Source organism: Pseudomonas sp. TH34 (genome assembly GCF_016650865.1).
GTDB lineage: Bacteria > Pseudomonadota > Gammaproteobacteria > Pseudomonadales > Pseudomonadaceae > Aquipseudomonas > Aquipseudomonas yamanorum.
Genome location: NZ_JAEKFB010000033.1, coordinates 435,079 through 451,271, shown reverse-complemented (window position 1 = coordinate 451,271; position 16,193 = coordinate 435,079). Strand labels below are relative to the sequence as shown.

Below are 16,193 nucleotides of genomic sequence, written 5' to 3'. Positions count from 1 at the left end.
TGATCTGCGGCAAGGCGTCGCAGGCCTTTGTTATATGATTTGTTAGCTTGCTAAGTAAATAACCAGGAATTGCAACACACCTTTACAGGATTTGCAGTAATCGCCCGAGCCCACGGAAACCGCGACATTGCGTCGCAGGGCGCTGAGTTATATGACAAAAGTTTCATGTTGGCGTCAGGTGACAGGCGAAAAAAAGCCCCGCATGCGCGAGGCTCTTTCACTGTGCTGAGGATCAGCTGCCTTTGACAGCCTTGCCGTCAACGGTACCGTCTTGCAGCATGATGTTGTATTCCTTGCCGTCGGTCTCGACCTGACGCAGGGCAACCAGGATGCCGCCCCAGTCCTTGGCAAACCACATTTGGGTAATGCGCTTGCTTTGAGTCGGGTCACGCACGCGCTCGACCTTGATTGCATCGATGGAGCCGGCTTTGGTCTGGACCTTTTCCGGGCCGATCACGCGGAAGTCGTAGGTGTCGACATCAGTGCCTTCGACGACGTTGTAGCTCATGCTTTTCTTGCCGGCTGCAACATCGCGCTGCAATGCCAACTGGTAGGTCGACTTATCGAGCATGCCGCTTTGAAGGGCCACGTTGACCGGGTCCTTGTTTTCAAAGCCGGTGACTTTCTTGGCCGTCTGATCGAAGTCGAGGTTGATCTTCTTCGTCTTGCCGAGGCCGCCGCGTTCGAAGGTGTAGCTCACCGGCTGCAGGGCATCTTTGTCGAAACGAATCACGCTGGTTTCAGTCAGGCTGGCGATCATCATGGAGGCCTTGAAATTCAAGGTCCAGCTGCCGTTGTCATTCTTGGTCAGGCTACGTTCTGCCGAACCACTCATGGGCAACTGTTTCCAGTCGGCGGTGTAGCTCGCGGAGAAAGGGTGAAGGTCTGCCGCTTGCACGGCAGGCAAGGCGAACAGCGCAAAGGCGAAGAGCAGGGCGCGACGCATAAAGTCTCCTAGGTTCGAATCAAGTGGCCGCTGGCCGCAAGTAACTGACCGTCCAATAATGCACCGTGGTCGCCAAGAATCAACCGCCCCTCAGCGAACCAGCGAACAGCCAGCGGGTAAATCCTGTGTTCCTGGGTGTGAACCCGTTGCGCAAGTGTCTGCGCAGAGTCCTCAGACTCTACCGGAACTACTGCCTGTACGACCAGAGGCCCGCCATCGAGTTCCTCGGTAACAAAGTGCACGCTGCAGCCGTGCTCGGTGTCGCCGGCCTCCAGGGCACGCTGGTGGGTGTGTAACCCTTTGTATTTGGGCAGCAGGGACGGGTGGATATTCAGCAGTCGCCCGTTGTAGTGGCGCACGAAGTCAGCGCTGAGAATGCGCATGAAGCCGGCCAGTACCACGAGCTTGGGATTGAAGGCGTCGATCAGTTCGATCAAGGCGCTGTCGAAGGCCTCGCGACCTTCGAAGGCCTTGTGATCCAGGGAGCGGGTGTTGATACCCGCGTCCCTGGCGCGTTGCAGGCCGTAGGCGTCGCTGCGGTTGGAGATCACCGCAGCGATGCGCACCGGGCTGTCGCCGGTACGCGTGCTATCGATCAGGGCCTGCAAGTTACTGCCGGTGCCGGAGAGCAGCACCACGACATCACAGGTTGCAGGCATCAGTGCGCCTTAAGGTTCTTCAGTTCAACCTGAGCCGCGCCTTCAGGAGCGGTGGCGATCTGACCGATGACCCAAGGCTGCTCGCCGGCTTCACGCAGGACGTTCAGCGCGGTTTCAACGTGCTCTTGAGCCACGCAGATGACCATGCCCACGCCGCAGTTCAGCACGCGGTGCATCTCGGTTTCGTTGACGTTGCCTTTCTCTTGCAGCCAGTCGAAGACCGCCGGGCGCTGCCAGCTGGCCACGTCGACAATCGCCTGGGCGCCTTTAGGCAGTACGCGCGGGATGTTGTCCAGCAGGCCGCCACCGGTGATGTGGGCCATGGCCTTGACCGCGCCGGTGTCCTTGATCAGCTTGAGCAAAGGCTTCACGTAGATACGGGTCGGGGCCATCAGCAGGTCGGTCAAAGGCTTGCCGTCGAGCTGGATGGTTTCGATGTCGGCACCGGACACTTCGATGATCTTGCGGATCAGCGAGTAGCCGTTGGAATGCGGGCCGGACGATGGCAGGGCCAGCAGGGCGTCACCGGCGGCGACTTTGGAGCCGTCGATGATTTCGGATTTTTCGACAACGCCGACGCAGAAACCGGCCAGGTCGTAGTCTTCGCCTTCGTACATGCCTGGCATTTCAGCGGTTTCGCCGCCGACCAGGGAGCAGCCGGACAGTTCGCAGCCAGCGCCAATGCCGGTAACCACTTGGGTCGCGGTCTCGACGTTGAGCTTGCCGGTGGCGTAGTAGTCAAGGAAGAACAGCGGCTCGGCGCCACACACCACCAGGTCGTTCACGCACATGGCAACCAGGTCGATGCCGATGCTGTCGTGCTTGTTCAGGTTCAGTGCCAGGCGCAGCTTGGTGCCCACACCGTCGGTGCCGGAGACCAATACAGGCTGCTTGTAGCCGGCCGGGATCTCGCAGAGGGCGCCAAAACCGCCCAGGCCGCCCATGACTTCGGGGCGCGCAGTGCGCTTGGCGACGCTCTTGATGCGTTCGACCAATGCTTCACCGGCGTCGATGTCTACACCGGCGTCCTTGTAGCTCAGGGAGGGTTGCTTGCTCATGATCCAGGCCTTTAGGGGGGATTCAGGGGTAACGACCGAATGCGGCGGGTATACCGAAACCTGAAGTTTCAGCATGGCCTGCCATTGACGGTCTGCGAAGGCGCGCGATTTTATCAGGCTTGAGGGGCAGCGGCCATCCTCGGGCCGACGGGCAGGGGCAATAGCTGTTAAAAAAATCGCTAATCGAGTCGGTCACGGGCCGTATTAAGGTATAGCCTTTAACTCGCTATCGTTATGACAGTACAAAAACTTACCGAGACCCTGTGAATGTTTTGCCGGTCGCTGTGGTCACAGCCTTGCTCAACAGTGTTCACGCGGTCTGTTCCAACCGCTTATTTTGCCGTTCGGGAATCTTCTTTCATGGGTCTGAGTAAATATTTTTTTGTGGGCTGCTTGTCGTTGGTCAGCCTGGCGAGTCATGCCGAAACCCTCAATGGCCTCTATCAAGTGCTGGAGCCAGTCAGCAGCCAATCTCCCCAGGAGCGTGATCAGGCTACCCAGCGTGCCCTGCAAACCCTGGTGATCCGCCTGACCGGCGACGCCAAGGCCGCTGATGGCCCAGGCCTGGCGGCGATTCGCAAGGACCCGCAACAGATCATCAGCCAATACGGCTACGACGCCGGCCCTCCGGAAAGTCTGCAAGTGGATTTCGACCCCGTCAGTACCGATCGCGCCTTGCGTGGCGCAGGCTTGGCGCTGTGGGGCAGCAATCGGCCGTCGATCCTCGGTTGGTGGCTGAACGACTCCGTCGAAGGCAGCAGCCTGGTGGGCGATGGCCAGGCCGTCGCCCAACCGCTGCGTCGCGCGGCCCAGCACCGTGGTTTGCCTTTGCGCCTGCCGCTGGGTGACCTGGACGAACAAATCGTCGCCACCGCTCCGAATCTTGAAAGCCCCGACGCCACGCCACTGCGTGCCGCGTCCGAACGTTATGGCGCCGACGCCTTGCTGGCGGTGCATGCCCGCGAAGACGGCGGCCAATGGTCGGCCAAGTGGCGCCTCTGGTTGGGCGATAAAAGCGAGCAGGGCACCGCCACCGGTACTGACACCGCTGCGCTGGCCGACGCCGTGCTGCTGGCTGTCAGCGAACGCCTGGCCCCGCGCTTTGCGGTCAAGGCCGGCGCTGCCACCAGCGATCAGTTGCTGGAAGTGCAGGGTATGAACCTTGAGCATTACGCCGCCCTGGGGCATCTGCTGGAGCCGTTCGGTGCCCAGCCGGTGCGGGTGGATGGCAGTCGCATCGTCTATCGTGTGAATGGCAGCGCCGAGCAGTTGCGCACTCAGTTGAGCCTGGCCAAGTTGCAGGAAATCCCGGCGGGTGAAGCACCGGCTCCGCAGCCGGTGGTGGAAGGTGCACAACCGGCGCCGGTCGAGCCGACGCCGCAACTACGTTTTCATTGGTAAACCTTCCTTCTTATATAGAAGCAGGAAGCAAATAACAGAGGGAAGGGTTTATGGCGGATACGCGTCGTTGGGTGTGGCTTGGCGGGATTGTCCTGCTGTGCGTTTTTGTGTTCCTGCTGCATTCGATCCTGACGCCGTTCCTGGTCGCGTTACTGCTGGCCTATCTGTTCGATCCCGTGGTGGATCGCCTGGAAAAGATCGGCCTGTCACGTACCTGGGGCGTAGTGGCGGTGTTTGCGTTGTTCACCTTGATCATCACGGCGCTGGTGCTGGTGCTGGTGCCGATGCTGGCCAAGCAGTTGTTCAAGCTCTATGAACTGGCGCCGCAGATGCTCGACTGGCTGCAACACACGGCCATGCCGTGGGCGCAGGCCAAGCTGGGGCTGGCAGACGGGTTCTGGAAGTTTGACAAGGTCAAGGCCGCCATCAGTGAGCACATGGGCCAGACCACTGACATTGTCGGCGTGGTGTTGAGCCAGGCGACGGCTTCGAGCCTGGCGCTGATCGGCTGGCTGACTAACCTCGTGTTGATCCCGGTGGTAGCGTTCTACTTGCTGCGGGACTGGGACATCATGATGGCCAAAATCCGCGGCCTGCTGCCACGCGACCGTGAGGAGCGCATCGTCTCCCTGGCCGAGGAGTGTCATGAGGTGCTTGGCGCCTTCGTTCGGGGCCAGTTGTTGGTGATGCTGGCCCTGGGGATCATCTATGCGGCGGGGCTGATGGCTATTGGTCTGGAGCTGGGGCTGTTGATCGGCCTGATCGCTGGCCTGGCGGCCATCGTGCCGTATATGGGTTTTGTGATTGGTATCGGTGCGGCGCTGGTGGCCGGGCTGTTCCAGTTCCACGGCGACCTGTATCCGATGCTCGGGATTGTCGCGGTGTTTATGGTCGGTCAGGCCCTGGAAGGCATGGTGCTGACGCCGTTGCTGGTGGGGGACCGGATCGGTCTGCACCCGGTGGCAGTGATCTTTGCGATCCTGGCGGGCGGCGAGCTGTTCGGCTTTACCGGGATCCTGCTGGCGCTGCCGGTAGCGGCGGTGATCATGGTGTTGGTGCGCCATGTGCACGACTTGTACAAGGACTCGGACATGTACGCCGGGGTCGACGAACCGGAGTTGTAACCGCAGTATCACAAACCCGGCTCAAGGCCGGGTTTGTCATTTATCGGCTCTGGCGTTTCGCCATTGCGTCAAACAATCCTCACCAAATCCAACAAGTTAACGCAAACCTTTGATTTTGCTTGTGGTCTGCTGCATTGTGCGCCCGGCGTCACGGGTATAAACTTTGCAAACTTTACACAGAGGTCACTAACGGTTCGATTGGAACCGTTCAGTCAGCATGAAACCGATTCAGCTGCCCCTAGGTGTGCGTCTGCGTGACGACGCCACCTTTATCAATTACTACCCAGGCGCCAATGCCGCTGCACTCGGCTATGTCGAGCGGCTCTGCGAAGCCGACGCCGGGTGGACCGAAAGCCTGATCTACCTCTGGGGCAAGGACGGCGTGGGGCGTACCCACTTGTTACAGGCCGCTTGCCTGCGCTTCGAGCAGATGGGTGAGCCGGCAGTTTACTTGCCGTTGGCGGAGCTGCTGGACCGTGGTATCGAGATCCTCGACAACCTTGAACAATACGAACTGGTGTGCCTGGATGATTTGCAGGCGGTAGCGGGGCGGGCGGATTGGGAGGAGGCGCTGTTCCATCTGTTCAACCGTTTGCGGGACAGTGGTCGGCGCTTGTTGATTGCTGCATCCACCTCGCCACGTGAGCTGCCGGTGAAGCTGGCTGACTTGAAGTCGCGGCTGACCCTGGCGCTGATTTTCCAGATGCGCCCGTTGTCCGACGAAGACAAATTGCGTGCCCTGCAACTGCGTGCTTCCCGCCGTGGATTGCACCTGACGGATGAAGTCGGGCATTTTATCCTCACCCGTGGTACCCGCAGCATGAGTGCACTGTTCGACTTGCTCGAACAGCTCGATCAGGCCTCCTTGCAGGCTCAGCGCAAGCTGACCATCCCCTTCCTGAAGGAAACCCTCGGCTGGTAGCCAGCCCTTTAAAATCGCGGCTTTCGGCAAATTACAGGCGCCAGAAAACCTGCGTTTGTGCCGTTTTGGCCACGCAAATGGGGTCTATAGGGTGTTAAGGGCTTAGATGTCATAGTTCAAACAAGAAGTCACATAGATCACGATTGAATTTGCAAATCGATGTGATAGAAGGCATAGTCTCGGCTTCTTTACACATCAGCCACGGTCGTGCCCATGCTAAATCGCTTCGCACCCCTCGTGCCTCTCGCACTCGTTACCCTGTTGTTTGGTTGCGCCACCCACACTCAAAACGTGGCTGAGCAGCAGAAACCAGCACAACAGTCCCAGGCAAAATTCGTAGCATCTCAGTCTTCCACTGTTTACCAGGAAGCTTTCTATAAAGAAGAGCAGGCTACCGAAAAAGAACTCGCCGACTTCGCCGGCGCCAAGCCTTACCAGCTTCCAGTTCTGGCCGACAGCATTCTCGAACGCGGCATGTCCCTGATCGGTACCCGTTACCGTTTTGGCGGTACCTCTGAAGCCGGTTTCGACTGCAGCGGTTTCATCGGCTACCTGTTCCGCGAGGAAGCCGGCATGAATCTGCCGCGCTCCACCCGCGAAATGATCAATGTGGATGCACCGTTGGTCGCACGAAACAACCTCAAGCCCGGTGATCTGCTTTTCTTTAGTACGGCTGGCCGTGGTCGCGTCAGTCACGCCGGTATCTACCTGGGCGATAACCAGTTTATCCACTCCAGCAGCCGCCGCAGCGGTGGTGTGCGAGTCGACAACCTGGGTGACAGCTACTGGAGCAAAACCTTCATCGAAGCCAAGCGCGCCCTGGCGATGGCCCCGACTACAGTTACCGCTAGCAAGTAAAGTTAAAGTGATACTTGAAGTTTGACGTGTAAGCGCTAGAATCCCTGGGCATTGTTGTAAATTGATCGCGCGAGCTTTGCTTGCGCGTTCTGTTTTTCAACGTTCGGCAGCGAAAGCCGCATCCAGATCAGGATTGTTCTGCCCATGTCGACCTCGGCCCGCCTAATTCTTCTCGTTTGCGCCGCGCTGCTCAGCGCCTGCGCAAGCCGTCCTCCGCCTGCTCCCGTGGCCGTCAAGCCCAAGCCGGTGTTCAACACCTACGCCACCCAAAGTTTCTCGCCTGCGGCCGAAGACGTGCTTTTTCGTGCGCTGGGCCTGGTCGGCACGCCTTATCGTTGGGGCGGCAACACGCCGGACTCGGGGTTTGATTGCAGTGGCTTGATCGGCTTCGTCTACCGTGACGCGGCGGGCATCTCTCTGCCGCGCACTACCCGCGAGCTGATCGTGATGCGCGCTCAGGACGTGAGCGAAAACAACCTGCAGACCGGCGACCTGATTTTCTTTGCCACCGGTGGCGGCTCGCAGGTCAGCCACGCCGGGATCTACGTAGGTGAGGGGCGCTTTGTGCATGCGCCGCAAACCGGCGGTACGGTGAAGCTGGACACGCTGTCCAAGGCTTATTGGCAGAATGCCTACCTGAGCGCCAAGCGCGTGTTGCCGGCGGAGCACCTGGCACGAAACCCCTAGGAAAACACGAAACCAAATGTGGGAGCGGGCTTGCTCGCGAATGCGGTGGATCAGCCGACAACCAGGTGACTGACACACTGCATTCGCGAGCAAGCCCGCTCCCACATTTGTTTTGCGGTGTTTGCGAAGTTGGCTATTTAGCCGCCGACACCCGCCATACCTTGTTCCCCACATCATCCGCCACCAGCAAATCCCCCTGCTTGTCGATCACCACGCCGACCGGACGGCCCATGGCTTTCTCGTCGCTGTTGAGGAAGCCGGTCAGCACATCCACCGGCTGGCCTTTTGGCTTGCCGGCCTCAAACGGCACGAAGATCACCTTGTAGCCACTGTGGGGCTTGCGGTTCCACGAACCATGTTGGCCGATAAACGCGCCATGGCTGAACTGCGCCGGTAACTTGCTGCCCTCGGCAAAGGTCAGTCCCAAGGAAGCTGTGTGCGGACCCACCGCGTAGTCCGGGGCAATCGCCTTGGCCACCAGCTCCGGGTTCTGCGGATTCACGCGCACATCCACGTGCTGCCCGTAGTAACTGAATGGCCAGCCGTAGAAGGCGCCATCCTTGACCGAGGTGATGTAGTCCGGGACCAGGTCGCTGCCGATTTCATCCCGCTCGTTGACTGCGGTCCATAGCTTGCCGCTTTGCGGTTCCCAAGCCATGCCGTTGGGGTTGCGCAGGCCGGAGGCGAAGATGCGGTGCTGGCCGGTGGCTCGGTCCACTTCCCAGATCGCGGCCCGGCCTTTTTCGGCTTCCAGGCCGTTTTCCGCGACGTTGCTGTTGGAGCCCACGCTGACGTACAGCTTGCTGCCGTCCTGGCTGGCGATCACGTTCTTGGTCCAGTGATGGTTAATGCTGCCGCCTGGCAAGTCGGTGACTGTGGTGCCGGCGTCCTTGATCGTGGTTTCGCCCGGCTGATAAGGGAAACGCAGCAACTTGTCCGAATCGGCGACATACAGGTCGTTGCCCACCAGTGTCATGCCGAACGGCGAGTTCAGGTTCTCCAGGAACACCGTGCGGGTTTCGGCTACGCCGTCGTGGTCGGCGTCCCGCAGCAGGGTGATGCGGTTCGGGCTCGGCACGCCGGCCCCGGCACGGCCCATGACTTTCTCCATCACCCAACCACGAATGCCCTTGGCATCATCCGGCTTGGGCGGTGCGTTGGTTTCCGCCACCAGTACATCGCCATTGGGCAGTACATACAGCCAGCGCGGGTGATCCAGGCCTTCGGCAAACGCTGCCACTTGGGTGCCTGCCGCCGGGGTAGGCTTGGCGCCTTCGGGCCAGCCGATGGCCGGGGCGATGTTCACCGTGGGGATCAGGGTTTTATTCGGTTCCGGCAGTTTGGGCGAGGGCCCGGTGCCGTCGGACACTTGCAGGGTAGAGCTTTCGCCGCAGGCGGCGAGGGTGCCGGCGAGCATGATCAGTAGGGCAAGTCGGGTCTTGTGCATGGTTTTCTCCTTAATACCTGTAGCGGTAGAGGCGCGCAGCGGCCCGATGGTTCACGCGCATGTCCGGCTTTAATTGACGCTCCACCCCCAACCCACTAACCTTCGCGGCTTGTTTCAGGTGCTCTGTGGCGTACGCGCCGACTGAGTGAAACAGGGAAGCCGGTGAGTGAGCGCATTTTTCTACAGTGCCGCCACGATCCCGGCGCTGCCCCCGCAACGGTAAATGAGTCAAGACGGTGCCTTAAGCCACTGTATCGCCCGCGATATGGGAAGGCGCACCCTCGGCATCCGATGCCACTCATGAGCCCGGAGACCGGCCTGATCCATCCAACAGCATCACGGTGGGCGATGCTTGGCTGTCTGTATGTGTCTTTTTCCTGCCCGCCGTTTTTGTCCAGCCCCAACGGAGAGCTGCCATGACTGAATCCCCCGATCGTGACGAACGCCACCTGGCGCGCATGCTGCGCAAAAAAGCCGTGATTGACGAGCGCATTGCCAATTCACCGAACGAGTGCGGATTGCTGCTGGTGCTCACCGGCAACGGCAAAGGCAAGAGCAGCTCTGCCTTTGGCATGCTCGCGCGAGCAATGGGCCACGGCATGCAGTGCGGCGTGGTGCAGTTCATCAAGGGCCGCAACAGCACCGGCGAAGAACTGTTCTTCCGCCGTTTCCCCGAGCAGGTGCGCTTCCACGTAATGGGCGAAGGTTTTACCTGGGAAACCCAGGACCGTGCGCGCGACATCGTGGCCGCCGAAGCCGCCTGGGCGGTCTCCCGGGAAATGCTGCAGAACCCGGCCATCGGCCTGGTGGTGCTGGACGAGCTGAACATCGCCCTCAAGCACGGCTACCTCGACCTGGACCAGGTACTCAGCGACCTGCAGGCCCGCCCGCCGATGCAGCACGTGCTGGTCACCGGCCGTGGCGCCAAACCCGAATTGATCGAAATGGCCGACACCGTGACGGAAATGGGCATGCTTAAGCACGCCTTCCAGGCCGGTATCAAGGCGCAGAAAGGCATCGAACTTTGAATCAGCCCCGTCGCTGTCCTGCTGTCCTGATCGCCGCTCCGGCGTCCGGCCAGGGCAAAACCACCGTCACCGCCGCGCTGGCCCGTTTGCACCGCAACCTGGGGCGTAAGGTGCGGGTGTTCAAATGCGGCCCGGACTTTCTGGACCCGATGATCCACGAGCGCGCCAGTGGTGCGCCGGTCTATCAATTAGACATGTGGATGGTGGGCGAGCAGGAAAGTCGCCGGTTGCTGTGGGAAGCGGCGGGCGAAGCCGACCTGATCCTGATCGAAGGCGTGATGGGCCTGTTCGATGGCACGCCCTCCAGCGCCGACCTGGCGCGGCACTTTGGTGTGCCGGTACTGGCGGTGATCGACGGCACGGCCATGGCCCAGACCTTCGGCGCGCTGGCATTGGGCCTGGCGCGTTACCAGCCGGACCTGCCGTTTGCCGGCGTACTGGCCAACCGTGTCGGCACGCTGCGCCATGCGCAACTGCTTGAAGGCAGTCTCACCGAAGGCCTGCGCTGGTACGGTGCACTGTCCCGGGAAACCGGCATCGAGTTGCCCAGTCGCCACCTCGGCCTGGTGCAGGCCAGTGAACTGAACGACCTCGACTTGCGCCTCGACGCCGCCGCCCAAGCCTTGGGCAGCAGCTGTGAGGTAGCGCTGCCACCGCCGGTAGAGTTCGCCGCACCCGAGGTGATCGAGCCCCAACCGTTGCTGGCCGGTGTGCGCATAGCCGTGGCCCGCGACGAAGCCTTCGCCTTTACCTATGGCGCCAGCCTCGACCTGCTGCGGGCGATGGGCGCCGAACTGTGCTTCTTCTCGCCGATTCGTGACCGCGCATTGCCCGAAGCTGACAGCCTCTACCTGCCCGGCGGTTACCCGGAACTGCATCACCAGGCGCTGTCGGAAAATACCGCGATGCTGGACGCCATCCGCGCCCATCACGCTGCTGGCAAACCGCTGCTGGCCGAATGCGGCGGCATGCTCTATCTGCTGGACTCGCTCACCGATGTCGACGGCACCCGTGCCGAACTGGTCGGCCTGCTCCAGGGCGATGCCGTGATGCAAAAGCGCCTGGCGGCACTGGCCCTGCAAAACGTCGAACTGCCAGAAGGCCTGTTGCGCGGCCACACCTACCATCATTCGTTGACCAGCACCGAGTGGCAGCCGATTGCCCGGGGCCTGAGCCCTAATGGAGGGCGCGGCGCCGAGGCGGTTTATCGTCAGGGCCGGATGACGGCTTCCTACGTGCACTTTTACTTCCCGTCCAACCCGACGGCGGTGGCTGCGCTGTTTGCGCCAGGCCTTGAGACCGCCATCGCAGGCAAGCCAGCTCCCACACTTGACCGAGTTGAAACGCAATCTACGGTGGGAGCGGGCTTGCCCGCGATGAGGCCATGACGGACAACGCCTTTCCGGAAGCCGACCGCGAAGCCGTCTACCGCGCCATCGCCGAACGCCGTGACATGCGCCACTTCAGCGGTGGCACCGTCGCGCCTGAATTGCTCCACCGCCTGCTGCAAGCCGCCCACCAGGCGCCGAGCGTCGGGTTGATGCAGCCCTGGCGGTTTATCCGCATCAGCGACCGCAACCTGCGCGGCCAGATCCAGCAGTTAGTGGAAGAAGAACGGGTACGCACCGCCGAGGCCCTTGGCGAGCGCTCCGACCAGTTCATGAAGCTCAAGGTCGAAGGCATCAACGACTGCGCCGAAGTACTGGTGGCGGCGTTGATGGACGATCGCGAACGGCATATCTTCGGGCGCCGTACCTTGCCGGAAATGGACATGGCGTCGTTGTCCTGCGCGATCCAGAATCTATGGCTGGCCGCCCGCGTCGAAGGGCTGGGCATGGGCTGGGTCTCGTTGTTCGAGCCCCAGGCCCTGGCCGACCTGCTGGGCCTGCCGCCCGGCGCCAAGCCGTTGGCCGTGTTGTGCCTGGGCCCGGTGACCGAGTTCTACCCGGCACCGATGTTGCAGCTCGAAGGCTGGACCGAACCACGGCCACTGAGTGACATGTTGTACGAGAATGTTTGGGGAGTGAGTCAATGAGTGTGGCCTTGCTGAGTGTCGCTGCGGTGGCGCTGGATGCGCTGCTGGGCGAGCCCAGGCGCTGGCATCCGCTGGTGGCGTTCGGTAATTTTGCCGGGCGTATCGAGCAGCGTTTCAACTCCGGCGGCCGTGGCTGGCGCAGCCATGGCGTTACCGCATGGGTGATTGCGGTGGTGCCGCTGACCCTGTTGGCCACGGCCCTCTCGTGGGCGCCTTACATCGGTTGGGTCCTGGAAATCCTCGCGCTGTATTGCGCCCTCGGCATGCGCAGCCTCGGCGAACACGTGCTGCCGGTGGCGCAAGCGTTACGCAGTGATGATCTGGACGAGGCGCGCAAGCGTGTCAGCTATCTGGTGAGCCGCCAGACCAGCGAGCTGGATCGCACCGAAGTCGCCCGTGCAGCCACCGAATCGGTGCTGGAAAACGGCAGCGACGCGGTATTTGCCGCCTTGTTCTGGTTTGTGGTCGCCGGCGTGCCCGGCGTGGTGCTCTATCGCCTGAGCAACACCCTGGATGCCATGTGGGGCTATCGCAATGAACGCTTTGAGCGTTTCGGCTGGGCCGCAGCAAAGATCGATGACGTGCTCAACTACATTCCGGCGCGCCTGGTGGCGTTGACCTACGCGCTGCTGGGCAAAACCCGCCTGGCCCTCAAATGCTGGCGCACTCAGGGCCCGACCTGGGACAGCCCCAATGCCGGCCCGGTGATGGCGGCAGGCGCTGGTGCCCTTGGCGTGGAGCTGGGTGGCGCGGCGATTTATCACGGCGAGCTGCACCAGCGCCCGCAACTGGGCGAAGGCCCGCCGGCAGATGCGGATTCCATCGAGCGTGGCTGGCAACTGGTGCAACGCGGCGTGTGGCTGTGGTTGCTGATCCTGTGTGTGGGGGCTGAATTTTATGCTTGAGCACGGTGGCCGCTTGCGCAAGGCGGCGTTGCAATACGGCATTGCAGAGGCCGATTGGCTGGACCTGTCCAGTGGTCTGGCGCCATGGCCGTTTCCGATCCCGGACATCCCGCTGCGGGCCTGGGCGCGCCTGCCTGAAACCGATGACGGCCTGGAACAGGCCGCCTGCGAATATTACGGCGCGACCCACGTACTGCCAGTAGCCGGCTCCCAGGCCGCGATCCAGTTATTGCCGCGACTGCGCCGGACGGGCAAGGTCGGTGTGCTGTCGCCGTGTTACGCCGAACACGCCGAAGCCTGGCGTCGCGCCGGGTACATCGTGCGCGAAGTACTGGAGCAGGAAGTCGACTTCTTCCTCGAGAGCCTCGACGTGCTGGTGGTGGTCAACCCCAACAATCCCACCGGCCTGAGCCTGACGCCGCAACGCCTGCTGGACTGGCATGCACGCTTGGCCCAGCGCGGTGGCTGGCTGGTGGTGGATGAAGCCTTTATGGACATCACCCCGCAGTTGAGCCTGGCAAGCCAGGCCCACCAAGTCGGCCTGATCGTGCTGCGCTCGTTCGGCAAGTTCTTCGGCCTGGCCGGCGTGCGGCTGGGGTTTGTGCTGGCCGAGCGCAATCTGCTCAAGCTGCTCGCCGAACAGGTGGGGCCGTGGGCCGTCAGCGGGCCGACGCGGGTGCTTGGGCAAGTGTGTCTGCGCGATACCGTCGGCCATGCGCAACAGCGGCTGCGTTGCGAGTCGGCCAGCCAGCGTCTGTTTGACGTACTTGAACGCCATGGCTTGCGGCCTCAGGGCGGCTGCGGGTTGTTTCAGTGGATGATCACGGACCGAGCAGAACAGCTGCATGAATTCATGGCCCAGCGCGGCATTCTGTTGCGCCTGTTTGTCGACAACAGCAGCTTGCGTTTCGGCCTGCCTGATACCGAGGCCGACTGGTTACGGCTGGAACAGGCGCTGAGCGCCTACAGGGAAGCCTCATGAGTACCTTGATGGTGCAGGGCACCACATCCGACGCGGGCAAAAGCACGTTGGTGACCGCGCTGTGTCGCTGGTTGGTGCGCCAGGGCATACCGGTGGTGCCCTTCAAACCGCAGAACATGGCACTCAACAGCGCCGTGACTGCCGAAGGCGGCGAAATCGGCCGAGCGCAGGCGGTGCAGGCCCAGGCGGCGAACCTGGCGCCCCACACCGACATGAACCCGGTGCTGCTCAAACCCAACAGCGACACGGGCTCCCAAGTGATCATCCACGGGCGCGCCGTGACCACCATGAATGCCGTGGCTTATCACGATTACAAAGCCATCGCGATGCAAGCGGTGCTGGCCTCTCATGCGCGGTTGAGTGCGGCTTACCCGGTGGTGATGGTCGAGGGCGCGGGTTCGCCGGCCGAGATCAATCTGCGGGCGAACGACATTGCCAACATGGGCTTTGCCGAAGCGGTGGACTGCCCGGTGCTGCTGATTGCCGACATCAATCGCGGCGGGGTGTTTGCGCACCTTGTGGGCACTCTGGAATTGTTATCACCCACCGAACAGGCGCGGGTCAAAGGCTTCATCATCAATCGCTTTCGCGGCGATATCGCGCTATTGCAGCCGGGGTTGGATTGGCTGGAAGCGCGTACGGGCAAACCGGTGGTGGGGGTGTTGCCGTATGTGATGGATCTGCATCTGGAGGCTGAGGACGGTATCGACCAGCGCCAGATCGACAAGGCGGCGCAAGTGCTCAAGGTGGTGGTGCCGGTATTGCCGCGGATCAGTAATCACACGGATTTTGATCCGTTGCGGTTGCATCCGCAGGTGGATTTGCAGTTTGTGGGGCCGGGGCAGGCGATTCCTGCGGCGGACCTGATTATTTTGCCGGGCTCGAAGAGTGTGCGCAGTGATTTGGCGTATTTGCGGGCCAACGGGTGGGACACGGCGGTGGCTCGGCATCTGCGTTATGGCGGGAAGGTGTTGGGGATTTGTGGTGGGTTGCAGATGCTCGGGGAGCAGGTGCATGACCCGCTGGGGCTGGAAGGGCCTTGCGGTTCGAGTGTGGGGTTGGGGTTGTTGGCGTTCAGTACGACCCTGGAGGAGGAGAAGCAACTGCGTAACGTGCGGGGGCGGTTGTTGCTGGAGGATGCCGAGGTGAGTGGGTATGAGATCCACGCGGGCGTTACCAGTGGCGCTGGTTTGGTGCGGGCTGCGGTGCAGTTGGACGATGGGCGTCGGGATGGGGCTCAGAGTGAGGATGGGCAGGTTCTTGGGACCTATTTGCATGGGTTGTTTGAGGCTCCGGCGGCCTGTAGTGCTTTGTTGCGTTGGGCCGGGTTGGAAGATGTGCAAGAGGTGGATTATCACGGGTTGCGGGAGCGGGATATTGAGCGGTTGGCGGATTTGGTAGAGCGGCATCTGGATACCGGGTTGCTGCGTTCGTTGTGTGGGGTTTGAGTTGGTTGTAATGGACCGTGTACATATCCGTTGCTGCGGTAACGGCCGCTTATGGTTCCGCTCTTACAGCGGGTCACTTTTGGCAAACGCCCCAAAAGTAACCAAAAGGTCTTTGCCCCACCACTCGGTGCCTCGCCTAGGCTCGGCATGCCCGCACTCCGGCCCGATTCCGCGGGCCGCCGCGACGGGCCATCCATGGCCCGGCGCGGCTAAATCGGCATCCTTGCCGATTTACCCGCTCCACCGTGCCTGCTTGCGGCCATCGTGGTTAACGGGGCCCGCAGATCAAGATCAAAAGCAAGAGCACAGCGGCCTACCGGCCGGCTTGAGTGTTAAAAGCAAAAGCAAAAACCAGAGCGAAAACAGAGCTGCTTTTCTGTGGGAGCTGGCTTGCCTGCGATGCAGACAACTCGGTGCATCAGGTACACCCAGTTGATGCCATCGCAGGCAAGCCAGCTCCCACATTTGACCGTGCCCGCTTTAGCTTTTGATTTGGCTTTTAAACACTCAAGCCGGCCGGTAGGCCGCTGTGCTCTTGCTTTTGATCTTGATTTTGATCTTAGGCGCCCCGTTAAACCACGCTGGCCGAACGCAGGCTTTGGAGCGTGGGTAACCCGGCAGGACGCCGGGTTAGCCGCGCTGGGCCAAGGATGGCCCATCGCGGCGGCCCACGGTCCAAAGCCGGAGTGAGGG

The 16,193-nt window shown here is 61.5% G+C and carries 15 protein-coding genes and 1 riboswitch; of the genes, 11 read left to right on the top strand and 4 right to left on the bottom strand.

Annotation, left to right across the window (positions count from 1 at the left end; translation table 11 throughout):
- Positions 1-232: 232 nt before the first annotated feature.
- Genes JFU58_RS27595 through purM form a run of 3 tightly spaced genes read right to left on the bottom strand, consistent with a single transcriptional unit; the run spans position 233 to position 2,663 of the window.
- Complete coding sequence (locus tag JFU58_RS27595; RefSeq protein WP_003210742.1) at positions 233-946, bottom strand: DUF3108 domain-containing protein; 714 nt, start codon at positions 944-946, stop codon at positions 233-235.
- Between the two features lie 8 nt (positions 947-954).
- Positions 955-1,605: a phosphoribosylglycinamide formyltransferase gene (gene purN / locus JFU58_RS27590; RefSeq protein ID WP_201142823.1), complete on the bottom strand. Its 651-nt coding sequence runs from the start codon at positions 1,603-1,605 to the stop codon at positions 955-957.
- Positions 1,605-2,663 carry a phosphoribosylformylglycinamidine cyclo-ligase gene (gene purM, locus JFU58_RS27585; protein WP_063032448.1) on the bottom strand — a complete coding sequence of 353 codons (1,059 nt, stop codon included), beginning with the start codon at positions 2,661-2,663 and terminating at the stop codon, positions 1,605-1,607. The genes purN and purM overlap by 1 nt, the downstream gene beginning before the upstream one ends.
- A gap of 360 nt (positions 2,664-3,023) precedes the next feature.
- Between purM and JFU58_RS27580 the strand changes: the two genes are divergently transcribed.
- From JFU58_RS27580 to JFU58_RS27560, 5 genes are all read left to right on the top strand, one after another.
- Positions 3,024-4,064 (top strand): DUF2066 domain-containing protein, encoded by a 1,041-nt coding sequence (locus JFU58_RS27580; protein ID WP_063032446.1) that lies wholly within the window; start codon positions 3,024-3,026, stop codon positions 4,062-4,064.
- Between the two features lie 50 nt (positions 4,065-4,114).
- The gene (locus JFU58_RS27575; protein ID WP_063032444.1) at positions 4,115-5,188 is read left to right on the top strand and encodes an AI-2E family transporter; all 1,074 of its coding nucleotides are present in this window, start codon (positions 4,115-4,117) and stop codon (positions 5,186-5,188) included.
- Positions 5,189-5,405: 217 nt separating this feature from the next.
- Complete coding sequence (gene hda, locus JFU58_RS27570) at positions 5,406-6,110, top strand: DnaA regulatory inactivator Hda (RefSeq protein WP_010176467.1); 705 nt, start codon at positions 5,406-5,408, stop codon at positions 6,108-6,110.
- Positions 6,111-6,323: 213 nt separating this feature from the next.
- Positions 6,324-6,968, top strand: coding sequence for a C40 family peptidase (locus JFU58_RS27565; RefSeq protein WP_063032442.1), 645 nt, complete (start codon positions 6,324-6,326; stop codon positions 6,966-6,968).
- A gap of 144 nt (positions 6,969-7,112) precedes the next feature.
- Positions 7,113-7,655: a C40 family peptidase gene (locus tag JFU58_RS27560; RefSeq protein WP_003210749.1), complete on the top strand. Its 543-nt coding sequence runs from the start codon at positions 7,113-7,115 to the stop codon at positions 7,653-7,655.
- 133 nt (positions 7,656-7,788) lie between these two features.
- Here JFU58_RS27560 and JFU58_RS27555 read toward each other — a convergent pair whose 3' ends face one another.
- Complete coding sequence (locus JFU58_RS27555; RefSeq protein ID WP_201142822.1) at positions 7,789-9,102, bottom strand: PQQ-dependent sugar dehydrogenase; 1,314 nt, start codon at positions 9,100-9,102, stop codon at positions 7,789-7,791.
- Between the two features lie 99 nt (positions 9,103-9,201).
- A riboswitch (cobalamin riboswitch) is annotated at positions 9,202-9,438 on the top strand.
- A gap of 80 nt (positions 9,439-9,518) precedes the next feature.
- On the opposite strand from JFU58_RS27555, the gene cobO reads away from it, so the two are divergent.
- Genes cobO through JFU58_RS27525 form a run of 6 tightly spaced genes read left to right on the top strand, consistent with a single transcriptional unit; the run spans position 9,519 to position 15,500 of the window.
- The gene (gene cobO, locus JFU58_RS27550; RefSeq protein ID WP_003210751.1) at positions 9,519-10,130 is read left to right on the top strand and encodes a cob(I)yrinic acid a,c-diamide adenosyltransferase; all 612 of its coding nucleotides are present in this window, start codon (positions 9,519-9,521) and stop codon (positions 10,128-10,130) included.
- A complete protein-coding gene (locus tag JFU58_RS27545) occupies positions 10,127-11,518 on the top strand; it encodes a cobyrinate a,c-diamide synthase (protein ID WP_201142821.1) in 1,392 nt (463 codons plus the stop codon). Before cobO ends, JFU58_RS27545 begins: the two co-directional genes overlap by 4 nt.
- A complete protein-coding gene (gene bluB, locus JFU58_RS27540) occupies positions 11,515-12,165 on the top strand; it encodes a 5,6-dimethylbenzimidazole synthase (RefSeq protein WP_177026428.1) in 651 nt (216 codons plus the stop codon). Before JFU58_RS27545 ends, bluB begins: the two co-directional genes overlap by 4 nt.
- Positions 12,162-13,070: an adenosylcobinamide-phosphate synthase CbiB gene (gene cbiB / locus JFU58_RS27535; protein WP_063032432.1), complete on the top strand. Its 909-nt coding sequence runs from the start codon at positions 12,162-12,164 to the stop codon at positions 13,068-13,070. Before bluB ends, cbiB begins: the two co-directional genes overlap by 4 nt.
- Positions 13,063-14,052 (top strand): threonine-phosphate decarboxylase CobD, encoded by a 990-nt coding sequence (gene cobD / locus JFU58_RS27530; RefSeq protein ID WP_063032430.1) that lies wholly within the window; start codon positions 13,063-13,065, stop codon positions 14,050-14,052. Before cbiB ends, cobD begins: the two co-directional genes overlap by 8 nt.
- Positions 14,049-15,500 (top strand): cobyric acid synthase, encoded by a 1,452-nt coding sequence (locus JFU58_RS27525; RefSeq protein WP_201142820.1) that lies wholly within the window; start codon positions 14,049-14,051, stop codon positions 15,498-15,500. Before cobD ends, JFU58_RS27525 begins: the two co-directional genes overlap by 4 nt.
- The last annotated feature ends 693 nt before the right edge of the window (positions 15,501-16,193 follow it).

Excerpts from the sequence above, each read along its gene's own strand:
- hda (WP_010176467.1), top strand. The coding sequence starts at position 5,406 with ATGAAACCGATTCAGCTGCCCCTAGGTGTGCGTCTGCGTGACGACGCC.
- JFU58_RS27555 (WP_201142822.1), bottom strand. The coding sequence starts at position 9,102 with ATGCACAAGACCCGACTTGCCCTACTGATCATGCTCGCCGGCACCCTC.
- JFU58_RS27580 (WP_063032446.1), top strand. The coding sequence starts at position 3,024 with ATGGGTCTGAGTAAATATTTTTTTGTGGGCTGCTTGTCGTTGGTCAGC.
- cobD (WP_063032430.1), top strand. The coding sequence starts at position 13,063 with ATGCTTGAGCACGGTGGCCGCTTGCGCAAGGCGGCGTTGCAATACGGC.
- JFU58_RS27595 (WP_003210742.1), bottom strand. The coding sequence starts at position 946 with ATGCGTCGCGCCCTGCTCTTCGCCTTTGCGCTGTTCGCCTTGCCTGCC.
- purM (WP_063032448.1), bottom strand. The coding sequence starts at position 2,663 with ATGAGCAAGCAACCCTCCCTGAGCTACAAGGACGCCGGTGTAGACATC.
- cbiB (WP_063032432.1), top strand. The coding sequence starts at position 12,162 with ATGAGTGTGGCCTTGCTGAGTGTCGCTGCGGTGGCGCTGGATGCGCTG.
- JFU58_RS27525 (WP_201142820.1), top strand. The coding sequence starts at position 14,049 with ATGAGTACCTTGATGGTGCAGGGCACCACATCCGACGCGGGCAAAAGC.
- bluB (WP_177026428.1), top strand. The coding sequence starts at position 11,515 with ATGACGGACAACGCCTTTCCGGAAGCCGACCGCGAAGCCGTCTACCGC.
- JFU58_RS27560 (WP_003210749.1), top strand. The coding sequence starts at position 7,113 with ATGTCGACCTCGGCCCGCCTAATTCTTCTCGTTTGCGCCGCGCTGCTC.
- JFU58_RS27565 (WP_063032442.1), top strand. The coding sequence starts at position 6,324 with ATGCTAAATCGCTTCGCACCCCTCGTGCCTCTCGCACTCGTTACCCTG.
- cobO (WP_003210751.1), top strand. The coding sequence starts at position 9,519 with ATGACTGAATCCCCCGATCGTGACGAACGCCACCTGGCGCGCATGCTG.
- purN (WP_201142823.1), bottom strand. The coding sequence starts at position 1,605 with ATGCCTGCAACCTGTGATGTCGTGGTGCTGCTCTCCGGCACCGGCAGT.
- JFU58_RS27575 (WP_063032444.1), top strand. The coding sequence starts at position 4,115 with ATGGCGGATACGCGTCGTTGGGTGTGGCTTGGCGGGATTGTCCTGCTG.